We start from the raw sequence: 12,793 nt of genomic DNA, 5'->3' as shown, positions 1-12,793 counted from the left end.
AACATAAATGGCAAACTCACTGCAAGTTTTAATTAACTTTGATGAAAATATAACACGAAATCAACTTCAAAAATATTATTACTATTCTTGGAAGAAAAAAATTCCTAATCTTATTAAATACTTTTTATTTATTTTATTGTTAATTTTTATATTAGACAGCTTATTTGGTAATAAAAGCAGAATTGATTTCTTAAAATTTTCTGGTATTCTGTTTGGTATATATTGTTTAATACAAATTATCTTTTTCTTTTATAGTAAAGCAAATTATTCAATTAAAACAGATAAATTTATTACAGAACTAAAAAGTTACCATCCGGTTACAGAGTTATATTTTGATGAAAAGAGTTTGTATATTAAAAATGAGCAATATGATATCAGAAGCGTTTGGAAAAAAATTTCTTATAACATTTCAGATAAAATCCTTATCATTAATTTTGACTTAGGAACTCCATTTACCTATTTAATTAGTGAGGAGGAAACAGAACAATATCAAAATATTCTGATATTTTTAAAGGATAAATCTAAATTAAAAAATAATTAAGGCAGTTTCGCCACCAAACTTTCCGGCAAGATTTTCAAAATCATATAAATCATCTTCCATTTAAAATTCGGGACGATGGTAAAAGAATTCCCAGCATTGACAATATGTTTCGCCACATAATCCGGCTCCATAATCAGAGATTCATTGAGCTGGAGACCTTCATTGATCTTAGTTCTGATATAACCGATCACCAAGGCATTAACAATAACCTTTCTTGATGCTAATTCCTGTCGTAACCCTGCTAAATATTGGGTGAAAGCAGCTTTTGTACTTCCATACACAAAATTGCTTTTTCGGCCTCTAACTCCGGAAAGTGAAGAAAGCCCAATGATCCTTTCTAAATTTTTATTGCTTTCATCCATAGAAATGATATTCAGAATAGAAACAGCACCTATATAATTCACCTGTATCATCTGTTGGGTACCTTTGAAGTCTCTCAATGCTTTTTCATTATCAACCAGAAAGCCCGCTGCATAAACTACAATATGAGGTTTTACCGGCAGGTCAACATAGAATTTCTGATGGGAAGCAAAATCTACAGCATCAAAATAAAGAATGGTAACCGTTGAAGGAACTAAATGATGTTCTGCCACAAATTTTTCCAGCGAGGCAGTATCCCGCGAAGCTGCGATCACAGAAAAACCTTTTCCAACATACTGCTTAATACATTGTTTAGCTACATCTGAATTGGCGCCTAAAATGAGAACGATTTTGCCTGTATTTTGATTCATGGTGCAAAGATATTTATTTGATTTTATGATCATGAATTTTGAATAGGAATACTTTTAAGCAAATTTCACGAATGAGTTCATAGATAACGCTAATTTAAGTAGGTTTTCATGCAAAGCTATTCTTAAAATGTATAGGATTAACAAATTGATCTGAACGTTAGGTGAAAAATCTATACAATCTGTGGATCTGTGGGAGATTTTCAACGCAAAGTTTCAAGATGATGTGTAATAGTTCTGAGGGAAGCAAAGAATGTGGCTACGCCACTGAATAAGCGTATGTTTACTGTGTTGATTATATAAAAACTCGGCGCGGTGAACTTCGTTCACCGCGCCGAGCGATATTTTCAAACTAAAAAGTTATTTCTTTTCAGTATCGATTTCTTTTTTCTCCGCCGTCTTGTCTGCAGCAGCTTTCGCTTTATCTCCAAAACGTGCTTCAGTAAATTCTCTGGAAACAGCAGCTTTTTCAAATTTCAGTTTTCCGGATAAAGTTTCGATAACGAATCCATCATCCTGAACCTGAGCAATTCTTCCGTGAAGACCTGAAGTAAGGACCACTCTGGTTCCTACTTTTAAAGTTTCCTGAAAGCTTTTCTCCTGCTTCTGTTTTCTCATCTGTGGTCTTATCATTAAGAAATAAAACCCCACAAACATCACCCCCATCATGATCAGCATCATTGATGAAGATCCTTGTGGCTGTGCCTGTAAAAAGATTGTCAACATATTTTATAATTACGGTTGAATGTTCGCTGTGAACGTTAATTTGATAGGAGCCTTATCTACGTTGGCAAATACATCCGCATACTTCTGAACGTTTCCGTCAAAGCTTGAAGAATCAAAATGCAAAGTGATTTTTCCTTTTTTACCAGGAAGAATAGGTTCTTTTGTGAAATCAGGAGCTGTACATCCGCATCCAGGTTTTACTTCAGAGATCACCAAAGGATTTTTTCCTGTATTGGTAATTTCGTAAACGTGCTCTACTTTATCTCCTTTTTTGATTTTTCCAAAATCGAAGTTGTTTTCAGATAGGGCAACTGATGTTAATGGCTGGTTAGAAACCGGAGCTGCTTCTGCTGTATTGGCTGCTGCAGGAGCTGCCGCTGAATCGGTAGGAGCTAAATTGGTTGCACCTGCTGTAGAATCTGTAATATTAGCAGCTTTTGCACCGGCTGCAGCTTGCTGGTTTTCTTTTTTACAAGAAACCAAACCAAGGCCTATAATAGACAAGGCGATAATTGATAACGTCTTTTTCATGTTAAATTCTATTTTGATCTTTACAATATTTATCCAAAATTCCGTTAATGAAGATATTGGAACGGTCTGTTGCAAATACCTTTGCAATCTCAATATATTCATTAATAATAACTCTTGAAGGTGTAAAAGGAAAATTATCCAGTTCTGAAATAGCCGTTGACAAAATTACTTTATCCATCAAAGAAACTCTTTCCAGATCCCAGTTTTCCAGTCTTTCGCTTAGTGTTTTCTCATTAGCTTCCCAGTTGTTCAGGGTATCTCTGAGAAGTTTTCCGGCGAAAACTTTATCCTCTTCATCTTTAATCATTTTAATTAAAGTTCTGCTTTCTTCATCTTCTTTCAGGAAACCAATCGTTTTCTGTACCATTGAATTGGCGATATGAATATCATCATACCATGAAAGTTCTTTATCACTAAGATACTCCTGGAAGTCATCATTCTCAGCAATATATCTTAAAAACAGTTTCCCGATAAACTTCTGATCTTCTTCAAAAGAATATCCTTCTTCTTTCATGAAATCCTGATAACGTTTTCCTGCCGTAATTCTCTGAAAAGTTTTTACCAATATATCATCATGCATATCCCATTTCAACTGCTTGTGCTGACCTGTGAAAAATAATCTCTCAGGATTTTCTTCCAGCTTGATCAGGACCTGGTTATTGATAAATTTTTGGTTAGGGTTAATTTCAGCATCAGTTTTAAGATATTTGTTCTTCCCAATTTCGATCTGGGTTTCTGCCAATTCTTTCAGAGCCACCAAAAAATTAAGCTGATAGATATAGAGATTATAGATTTTCTCTATTCCAGAGAACATGTTTTTCTCTAAAACATCAAATTTTAAAGGATTCTGATAGTATGAATACACTGTTTGTACTACTTTTTCACGGATTTGTCGTCTTCCTAACATTCAAAGAGCTTTTTATGGGTGCAAAGATACAAAAATTAAAATTGATGAAATTCGTAGTGTGTCTACATTTTTGTAAATTTGTAAAACTTTATGAAAGCGCTAAAAACCTTAAACCCTTACTTTTGGAAGCACAAAATATTATTGTTTTGGGGGTTGTTATTTATCATTGCCAGTAATTTCTTCAATATCTATAAAGTCCAATTTATAGGAAAATCTGTAGATGAGCTTACAAAAGGCGGAAATCTAGGCTTCAATAAGCAGGTTCTGGTGTATGTTGCCATTATTGTCGGCTGCTCTCTTTTGACTGGATTTTTCACCTTCATGATGCGCCAGACAATTATTGTCGCCTCAAGAAGAATTGAATATGAACTGAAAAATAAGATTTACAGACATTATCAGGATCTTTCTCTTACAGATTACAAACAGACTACCATCGGGGATCTTATGAACAGGTTAAGTGAAGATGTTGTTGCGGTGAGAATGTATCTTGGTCCAGGAGTAATGTATGTGGTGAATCTCGTGATTCTTCTTTTAATCACCAGCATTTATATGGTTAAAACGGATGCTTCCATGACTTTATGGACGTTATTGCCGCTTCCTATTTTATCCTATATTATATTTAAGGTAAGCTCGATTATCAATCAGAAGTCGAAGATTATGCAGAAAAGCCAGTCTGCGATTTCCACTTTCGTACAGGATAGCTTTTCAGGAATCCGCGTGGTGAAGTTTTTTGCTAAAGAAAACTACATTAAAAAGAACTACGGCATAAAAGTAACGGACTATCAGAATAAAGCACTCGACTTAGCAAAAACAGAAGCCTATTTCTTTACCATAATTTTATTTGTAATCGGACTGTTGAATGTTGCCGTTATTTTAATTGGTGGACAGAAATATATTGCAGGGCAGTTAAGTGTTGGTAAAATTGCTGATTTCTTTATGTACATCAATATCCTGATCTGGCCATTCTCAATGGTGGGTTGGGTTACTTCCGTCAACCAGAGAGCTGAAGCTTCGATGCAGAGAATTAATGAATTTCTGGATAAAAAATCTGAAGTCATCAATACCAACTTTGAGGACTATCCTATTAAAGGGGATATTGAATTCAGAAATGTTTCTTATGTGTATCCGAATACAGGAATTAAAGCATTAGATAACTTAAGCTTTAAGATTAAAGCCGGAGAATCTCTTGCTATTATGGGTAAAACAGGAAGCGGAAAATCTACCATCGCCCTTCTGCTTTGCCGACTTATTGATCCTACAGAAGGTGAAATCTTAATTGACGGTAAAAACCTGAAGGAGCATAATCTTACCAATTACAGAAACTTTATCGGATATATTCCCCAGGAAAGCTATTTATTCTCTGATTCAATCGAAAACAATATCGGTTTCGCCATTGACCATCCATCCCACGAAAAAGTGGTGGAATATGCCAAAATTGCAGACGTTGATAAAAATATTGTTGGATTTAAAGAACAGTATAAAACACTTGTAGGTGAACGCGGTGTGATGCTTTCAGGAGGACAGAAGCAAAGAATATGTATCGCCAGAGCCTTAATTAAGGACCCAAATATCATTATTTTTGATGATTCTCTGTCTGCTCTGGATACGGAAACCGAGCAGAATATCCTTGAAAATATTGATCAGAAAATCAGCAACGCTACATCCATAATTATCACACACAGAGAGTCTAGCGCTCAGAGAGCAGATAAAATCATCAACCTCACCGAAATTACCAATTCTGTAACTGCTTAGCGGTTTCGTTCTCAATTGTTAAATAAATCATAAAAAAAATTTTGTGATTAAAAGAATTCTTTTATATTTGTTCTTAACAAGATTAAAAAATATCTAACAATGAGTGAATACAAGGAACGCCATGAAAATGAAATTTTCACGAAGGTGTTAAAAGCAGGAAGAAGAACTTATTTCTTTGATGTGCGCGAGACGAAAGCAGGAGATTATTATCTTACGATTACCGAAAGTAAAAAGAATTTCGGAGAGAATGGTGAAGCTACATTCGAGAAACACAAAATTTATCTTTACAAAGAGGATTTTAAAAGTTTCCAGGAGATGTTTAATGAGTCCACAGATTTCATCATTAATGAAAAGGGTGAGGATGTAATATCAGAAAAGCATGACAAAGACTTCAAAAGCAAATCATTCACAATTGATTCTGACGACGAAGTTTAAAAAAAAGAATATTCTAAAAACACAAGCATCTGAAAAAGATGCTTTTTTTATGCTCTGAAACCATATTTGCATAAAAAACGGGCTAAAGCCCGTTCCTATTAAAGTATGATGAATATTTTACATTTTATTTCGTCATTAAGGATTTTCTTACTTTACCAATACTATTTCTTTCAATTCCTGCTTAATGAAAGACGGAGATTTCATTAAACTGAATAGTTCACTTGGGATGTCATTCTGGCAAGGATCTGCTATTTTACTTGGATTAAAATTAGAAGTACTATTAATAACTTTTGCTGCAGAAAACATTACAATCCCTCCATCTTTTCTAAGGGTAACCAGTTCTTCATTTTTTGAAGCTGGATCAAAATTTCCAAAACACATTATATTATCTTTGGTTTGTAATATAGGAAACCTTTCAACATCTACACTAGCCAGGGCATTTCCATTCAATTTATATAATACATACTCTCCATCATAATTTTTATGAACAAAAATCTCATCTACTCCGTTTGCATCGATATCCCCTACAGCCAGTCCTCTCCATTCTGAAGCCGAGCCCCACCCTGTAGATTGGGTTATTTTTGTCATTACACCATTATCATCTATATCATAAACATGTATTCCGTTATATGCTATGTTTGGAGAATTTACAAGTAATACGATCTCATCTTTATCATCATTATCCAGATTACCTGATGCTACTGCTGCAATTTTAGAATCCGCGGGTAGATTAAGAGCATTAGTATGAACTAGCTCAGGAGTGGTCCCATTAAATTTAAAAACAATTACTTCTTTATTTAAATTCTTGACAGCAATAAAATCATCCTTATCTCCGGTAATAAAGTTTCCAGCTGCGGCTCCTACCCAATCAGATTGTACATCCCATCCTATAGATTTTGTCTGTTCAACAATATTATTGTTTTCAATTTTTAAAATATAAGCTCCATTATTGCCGGGATCGGAATGATTACTTAAAGCTATTATCTCACTTTTGCTATCTCCAAAAAAATCTCCGGCTGCTATACCTCTCCAATTGTACTGTCCACTATAATATTTGTCATTTGTAACGGAATGAAATTTTTTACCATAAGGTTCCATAGTTCCTATCATCCCATCATAATTTCTGATGACAACAAATTCATTAGCACTATCTCTATCAAAATTACCGCTCGCAATTCCTCTCCAATCGGAACCAGATCCCCATCCATGTTCCGTATTGACAGGTACAATTAAGTTTTCATAATAAGCCAAATAAGCAACTACTAAAGGAAAATTTTCAGGTGTCAAAGGTGTATAATAATTTTCTGCCGTTTGCATCTCAGCAAGTAACTGATATATTTTTTCATCATATTCAGATAAGCTCGCCCATTGGAAACATGTATAGGTACTTACGTCTTCGCCAACAGGATGTGGATACTTAAGATCCCAGGGTGAATTAGGATAACTCACTCCATTATTTATATACAAAGGAGCCTTATAGATATCTTTCGTTAAGGTATTAGCATAGGCTTGTATATCGGAATCCGTATAAATAAGCGTTCCACCTCTGGAAATATTATATTTGCGGCATTCATGAGGAAAAGATATGGTTAAACCACCGTGAGAAATATCTTCCCGCAAAGTACTTGTTTTCCAATATGTCCAGCTATTGGACCCCAGATTTGTATTAAAAGAGGTATTTGCTTTTATAAAATTGGCTATCTGGTTAAGTTGTGTAAGATAATCCGAATTATCTGTTGCCAAATACATCTGTACCAATACTCTTCCCATTGCACTTTGCATATTAAACGGTAAAATTTCACCAGCGTTATTTATTGGCGGATTATCATTTCGCTCTTTATAATAACCTATACTATTATTTGTATTAGAATTTGGTTCAGTATACCATTGACCCCCATGATAATCAATAGTTTCTTTTACCTTTTGTTTAAGATCGTCAGAAATAGCTTTAAAACTCATATCATTATAACGCCCTCCCCCAATATATTTTAAATGATGAAGAGTAGAGTCATTCTTAACTATTGCGGCAAACTTAGCCATAGGATAAGTTATGTTAGCACTGTGTACCACATGAGCATAAGTTTTTCCATCATTTGGTATTGTGTTATACTCATCAGTTGACCATGCAGCACCAGAAATATGACGGTAATCATAAATTGTATCCAGACCAGGAACCTGATCTCTAAGATCATCTCTTCTGTCAATCACATTTCCGATAGTCCCTATTAAAACATTAGCATATTTCACGTCATGTGTTTTTTCATACATCATTACCAATGCTTCCATATGGGCAGATACTATCCACGAAAATTCTACTTGGTTTGAGCTGGTTGAATTAAGTGGTACTACAGCATATCCCTTACTATCAAACAGGTTTTTGTAATAGGATTGAGCATAAGACTTTATTACAAATAAGAAAGCAAGAACTGTGAAGAATTTTTTCATATTTTATTTTTGTGATTATTTCAAGTGTATTTTCGAACAACTTTAGTTATTAAAACAAGCCGGATCCAGGAAGCTAAACAATACTTCCGGCAGCTCATTCTTACATGGATCTGATTGTTTAATAGCATTATGAGGAGTTTTGACAACTTTTGCCGCAGAAAACATTACAATACCTCCATCTTTTCTAAGAGTAACCAGTTCATCATTTTGCGAGCTTGAATCAAAGTTTCCAAAACACATTACATTATCTTTGCAATACAGGAAAACTTTCAATACCAATGTTATCTAAAAATTTAACGCCATTTGATTCCTTCAGTTTAAAAACTTTATAATCTCCATCAAAGTTTCTATGAGCGATAATTTCATCAGCTCCATCACCATCCAGATTTCCAACAGCCAATCCTTTCCAATCTGAAGCTGAACCAAAGCCTATAGACTTATCAATCAGTATCATTATCCCATTATCATCAATATCATAAGCATACACACCATTTTGCATATAATCTCCAGCATCAATCAACAATACAATTTCATCTTTTGGGGTCATCATCAAGATTACCAGCAGCAACCGCTTTAATAAATAGCGGGGTAAGGATTGTAAAGAACTTTTTCATGTTAATAGTTTTGATTTGAGATCATTTTAAGAGAATTAATTCTCATAATTTTGGCAAAACAAATATAAAAGTTTCAATCACCAAACCCTGAATTTATTTTCAAAAACTTAAATAGAACCATTTTTGTGTATTGACTTACAAATTATAAGCGCTGGATGAAAAAAACTTTTAGAAAGGATATGAAAAAAGAAGTATCTGTTATTATTGAAACAGACATAAAATAAAAAAGTACACTTGTAAAAAAGTGTACTTTCTTTGGGTGAATGAGGGGTCTCGAACCCCCGACCTTCGGAACCACAATCCGACGCTCTAACCAACTGAGCTACAATCACCGTTTTGTGAGTGCAAATATAGGGAAGATTTTTTAATTACCAAACAATTCCATCAAAATTTTTCATCGCAATGAGCTTCTCAGACGTAAATCCCTCAGCATAAGCAACTCCCGATAAGCGTCCCAAATCCTGAGCACGGTAGGTCAGACTTTCAAAAAAATCTTTTGTTGCAATAGGGGTAACCGGTTCATTAGATGTTGGATCATAGAACTGGGTTTTGAAAGCCATACAGGCTTCAATTTTTTTATCCAAATGCTCTGATATGTCAATAACGAACTCCGGTTTAATGTCTTTCCACTGGATATAATGAAAAATATGTTTCGGTCTCCACACTTCCTGATTTTCTCCTTCTAAAACGGTTTCAATTTTTCTAAGTCCGGATAAAAAGCACGCATCCGACACTAATTTTGCTCCTTTTGCATGATCCGGATGTCTGTCATCAATGGCATTAGCCAAGACGATTTCAGGACGGTATTTGCGGATCATTTTTACGATCTCTATCTGATATTCTTCGGAATTCACTAAAAAGCCATCTTTCATCTTTAAATTTTCTCTGGCAGAAACACCAAGTATTCTGGCAGAATCTCCTGCTTCTACTTTTCGGGTTTCATCGGTTCCTCTGGTTCCGAGCTCGCCTCTTGTAAGATCTACAATAACGCATGTTTTACCTTCCGAAATCATTTTGGCAATAGTTCCGCCACATCCCAGCTCTACATCATCAGGATGTGCTCCAAAAGCAAGTATATCTGTTTTCATCTGTTCTTTTTATTTTTTAATTTGTCAGATGGAACGCCCAATAATTTCCCTCACATTTTCGAATTTTTAACCCCGGGCGTTTCATAGTTTCAAAGATAAGATTTAAAATAAAAACTTCCCAAACATTGAGAATGGGAAGTTTTAATATCTATAATTTAAATTTTAAATTACTTATTGATTTCTGCATTTAATTTTACAGCATCCTGGTAAGTAGGATCAAGCTGTAAAGATTTAGCTATATAATCTTTAGCTTTTGCAAGATCAGTATCTTTATTCATATAGGCTACTGCAAAGTAAGCATAGGCTAAAGTCTGCTTGTTGGCTTCCTGATCTGCAGGTTTTACTGTGCTGATGAATTTTTCATATGCAATTTTCGCAGCATCGTTATTTCCTGCCTGCTGATAGGAATACCCCTGGCTGTAATAAGCCGGAGCCCAATCAGGAAGAAGGGTACTCATTTTTTGCCATGTAAGGATTGCACCGTTCCAGTTTTTAGCATCCTGGTAAGCTGTTGCCAACTTAAACAGGGAATCTGAATCCTGTGGGTTAGCAGCCACTTTCTTTTTCAATGCTTCAATTTCCGGTGTAGATGGTCCTTTTTCTGCTTCAGCCTGAGAAGCTCCTCCTCCGGCAATGTTTGCAAGCTCCATATCCCACTTCATTGTTTCATCTTTAGCTGCTTTAGCAATAGCAATTTTTTGCTGTGCTTCTGTAGTTAAAGCTGATTTTTTAGCCGCATCTTTTTCAGTTTTTGCCAATCCAGCTGCGATAAGTCCCTGAAGACCCTGGTCAGCCGGCTGTATTCTTGTTTTTTCAGCCTGAGATACGAAAGTATCCATGTTCTGTTTTGCTTCAGCATAATTTCCGTCTGCATAAGACTGATAAGCTCTTAATTTAAATTTGATAGGATCATCAATTTTATCAAAGATTTTATCTAAAACAGTTTTAGAGTTTGCATAATCTTCGTTTGTGAAGTATAGTTTAGCAATTTCTAATTGGGTATATGGATCTTCATCAGCATATTTTGTATAGTTGATAAGGTCTTGTGTTGCTTTTGCATTTTCCTGGTATCTGATATCGTAAGAAGCTAAAGCTTTGTATGCCGGAGCATAAGTCGGATCTACACCGATCGCTTTATCAATGCTTTGCTTAGCTTGCTGCCATTGCTGTGCAGCCATCCATAACGTAGCCATTCTTGTATAAACAGATGCTTTATTTTTAGCTAAAGGAAGTGCTTTGTCGTAAGCCGACATAGCTTCTCCCGGAGCTCTTTTTATTCTGTAAGCATCTCCAAGGGTATAATAATAGTGAGCAGGAACTCCTTTTTTCTCAGCTTTTTCAATAGCCTTGGTCAGGAACTGAATAGCAGCATCAGGAGCGTTGTTTTTCTCAAACAAAGTTAAGGCTTCTGCTGCTCTGAATAATACTTCAGCATCTTTCTCTCTGGAATCCGCTACAATTTTCTGAATTTCCGCAATTGCGCTTTTATCTCCTTTACCCAGCTTTACGGTAGCCAAACCGATTTTGTTAAGGTAGCTTTTGCTATCAGCAGCTAAACCTTTGTTAAAGCTTTCAATTGCTTTAGCATAATCAGGTTCTCCCTGTTTTAAGTAAGTATTTCCTAAATAGAAGTAATTTTCTGCTGTAGGTGCTTTGGCAACCATTTCTGTAAAATTGGTTTTAGCCTGCGCATATTTATCACTGTCTATACTGTTAATACCATCCTGCAATGTCTGTGCAGTGGCAAAACCGGAAAAAAATACTACGGCCGCTCCAAAAGCAATTTTCTTTACATTCATAATCATTATATCTTTCATTTTTATATTTTCTATATTTTGAGTTATATGCTCCACAATTTTCAGACCAAAATAATATTTTTACGGTGGGTATAATATTATTTAATATTATTTAACGCATCTGTACCTCTCTTTTGTATATATTATAGGGCTGCAGACCTTCTTTTTCTACAATCATTTGGCCAAGCTGTGTGCAAGAATATCTGATAAATCCGTTAGCTATATTAAAGTTACCTTCGTTTGTTAAAAAATAAAGAACACGTGTAAAAGGATATTTCATTTCACGAAGACCTGCGTTATCAGCAGTATACAGTTTTCCTTTATCCTCTATGGGAAGAATTTTCACCATATCTCTCAGCTTCTCAGAAGTCTTATCATAAGGACGACTGAAAGTGTTTAACCCTATAACTCCAATTTTATCCGGATATTTCCCTAATTCTTCTACAATATTCTGATTTCCCGGAATAATAGAAAATTTAAGGTCTTTGGGCTGTTTATTCAGTTTTTGGGCGACGAAGTTCAAGTTGCTTGAATTGGTTCCGTCAAAAATAAAATTTTTAGCATCAGATTCTAATCCACTCTTGATTTCATCCATTGAAATACTTTGTTTCGGCGAATCTTTAGGAACAATAAATACCACTGCATCTGCAGCGAATCTGGCAGGAAGAAACTTCAGATCAACCTGCTCTTCATAAGCTTTTTTCTCTTCGGGAGTCAGATCTCTTGACATGACAGTTATTCTTGCTTTATCTTTCAACAGATCAAGAAAAGCCAAATCTTCTTTTTGGGTTACTATTTTGATATGGGTTTCCGGATAATTGATCATATATCCGTCTGCCAACGCTTCGGTAACACTTTTGAAAGACTCATCCGTAAGTATGGTAAGATCTCCTTTATGATAAGAGGGGGATTTATCTTCTTTTTTGCAGCTTACTGCAATGATGCTCATCATAGAAAGCAACACGATTTTTAAACTATTCTTCATTTCCGGAATCTTTAATTCTTGTAACTGCTCTATAGATTCTAAATATTCCATAAAGAATAAGCACTGCACCCATCGCGTAGGCAATGGCAGGCTCCAAAATCGTGAAGAAAAACTTGTAGATAATAACTACAATTCCCAATACGATATAAAATAATCCTGTAACTAAGGATAACCAATTGAACATCATGTAACAAAAATACCAAAAAAAATAAAAAGAGAAGCATATGCTTCTCTTTTTATTTATA

Annotated in this window: 14 protein-coding genes and 1 tRNA gene; 3 read left to right on the top strand and 12 right to left on the bottom strand. The window is 35.0% G+C overall.

The features are described 5' to 3' along the window. Positions 1–7: 7 nt before the first annotated feature. Positions 8–541, top strand: a complete 534-nt coding sequence (locus ACTJIV_RS14550; protein WP_440628313.1) for a hypothetical protein — start codon at positions 8–10, stop codon at positions 539–541. Here the strand turns inward: ACTJIV_RS14550 and ACTJIV_RS14545 are convergent. From ACTJIV_RS14545 to ACTJIV_RS14530, 4 genes are all read right to left on the bottom strand, one after another. After that, entirely contained in the window at positions 538–1,272 is a 735-nt protein-coding gene (locus ACTJIV_RS14545; RefSeq protein WP_440628311.1) for an SDR family NAD(P)-dependent oxidoreductase, read from the bottom strand. The two genes, ACTJIV_RS14550 and ACTJIV_RS14545, sit on opposite strands and share 4 nt — an antisense overlap. A gap of 357 nt (positions 1,273–1,629) precedes the next feature. Next, a complete protein-coding gene (gene yajC / locus ACTJIV_RS14540) occupies positions 1,630–1,995 on the bottom strand; it encodes a preprotein translocase subunit YajC (RefSeq protein ID WP_111955490.1) in 366 nt (121 codons plus the stop codon). Positions 1,996–2,004: 9 nt separating this feature from the next. Beyond that, complete coding sequence (locus ACTJIV_RS14535; protein ID WP_440628309.1) at positions 2,005–2,526, bottom strand: DUF1573 domain-containing protein; 522 nt, start codon at positions 2,524–2,526, stop codon at positions 2,005–2,007. Between the two features lies 1 nt (position 2,527). Next, positions 2,528–3,433, bottom strand: coding sequence for a transcription antitermination protein NusB (locus ACTJIV_RS14530; protein ID WP_111955492.1), 906 nt, complete (start codon positions 3,431–3,433; stop codon positions 2,528–2,530). Between the two features lie 90 nt (positions 3,434–3,523). Here ACTJIV_RS14530 and ACTJIV_RS14525 point away from each other — a divergent pair, with 90 nt between their 5' ends. Both ACTJIV_RS14525 and ACTJIV_RS14520 read left to right on the top strand, forming a co-directional pair. Then, positions 3,524–5,185 (top strand): ABC transporter ATP-binding protein, encoded by a 1,662-nt coding sequence (locus ACTJIV_RS14525; RefSeq protein ID WP_440628307.1) that lies wholly within the window; start codon positions 3,524–3,526, stop codon positions 5,183–5,185. A gap of 99 nt (positions 5,186–5,284) precedes the next feature. Further along, on the top strand, positions 5,285–5,620 hold the full coding sequence (locus tag ACTJIV_RS14520; protein ID WP_034701927.1) for a DUF3276 family protein: 336 nt from the start codon (positions 5,285–5,287) through the stop codon (positions 5,618–5,620). A gap of 147 nt (positions 5,621–5,767) precedes the next feature. Here the strand turns inward: ACTJIV_RS14520 and ACTJIV_RS14515 are convergent, their stop codons facing one another. The 8 genes from ACTJIV_RS14515 to ACTJIV_RS14480 form a co-directional block, all read right to left on the bottom strand. After that, positions 5,768–8,065: a hypothetical protein gene (locus tag ACTJIV_RS14515; protein ID WP_440628304.1), complete on the bottom strand. Its 2,298-nt coding sequence runs from the start codon at positions 8,063–8,065 to the stop codon at positions 5,768–5,770. Between the two features lie 42 nt (positions 8,066–8,107). Next, positions 8,108–8,305: a hypothetical protein gene (locus ACTJIV_RS14510; protein WP_111955498.1), complete on the bottom strand. Its 198-nt coding sequence runs from the start codon at positions 8,303–8,305 to the stop codon at positions 8,108–8,110. Positions 8,306–8,309: 4 nt separating this feature from the next. Then, on the bottom strand, positions 8,310–8,615 hold the full coding sequence (locus ACTJIV_RS14505) for a hypothetical protein (protein ID WP_440628302.1): 306 nt from the start codon (positions 8,613–8,615) through the stop codon (positions 8,310–8,312). A 321-nt stretch (positions 8,616–8,936) separates the two neighbouring features. After that, a tRNA-His gene (locus tag ACTJIV_RS14500) sits at positions 8,937–9,012 on the bottom strand. A 35-nt stretch (positions 9,013–9,047) separates the two neighbouring features. Next, positions 9,048–9,767 (bottom strand): bacillithiol biosynthesis deacetylase BshB1, encoded by a 720-nt coding sequence (gene bshB1 / locus ACTJIV_RS14495; RefSeq protein ID WP_111955502.1) that lies wholly within the window; start codon positions 9,765–9,767, stop codon positions 9,048–9,050. A 167-nt stretch (positions 9,768–9,934) separates the two neighbouring features. Further along, a complete protein-coding gene (locus ACTJIV_RS14490; protein ID WP_111955504.1) occupies positions 9,935–11,584 on the bottom strand; it encodes a tetratricopeptide repeat protein in 1,650 nt (549 codons plus the stop codon). Between the two features lie 91 nt (positions 11,585–11,675). Further along, complete coding sequence (locus tag ACTJIV_RS14485; RefSeq protein ID WP_223560359.1) at positions 11,676–12,548, bottom strand: PstS family phosphate ABC transporter substrate-binding protein; 873 nt, start codon at positions 12,546–12,548, stop codon at positions 11,676–11,678. Then, positions 12,538–12,735, bottom strand: a complete 198-nt coding sequence (locus ACTJIV_RS14480) for a DUF308 domain-containing protein (protein WP_111955508.1) — start codon at positions 12,733–12,735, stop codon at positions 12,538–12,540. Before ACTJIV_RS14480 ends, ACTJIV_RS14485 begins: the two co-directional genes overlap by 11 nt. Positions 12,736–12,793 lie beyond the last annotated feature (58 nt).

The sequence above is a fragment of the Chryseobacterium sp. 22532 genome, from assembly GCF_052044665.1.
GTDB lineage: Bacteria > Bacteroidota > Bacteroidia > Flavobacteriales > Weeksellaceae > Chryseobacterium > Chryseobacterium lathyri.
Note: the sequence above shows the minus strand (reverse complement) of the source record. Positions and strands in the feature narration are given on the sequence as shown.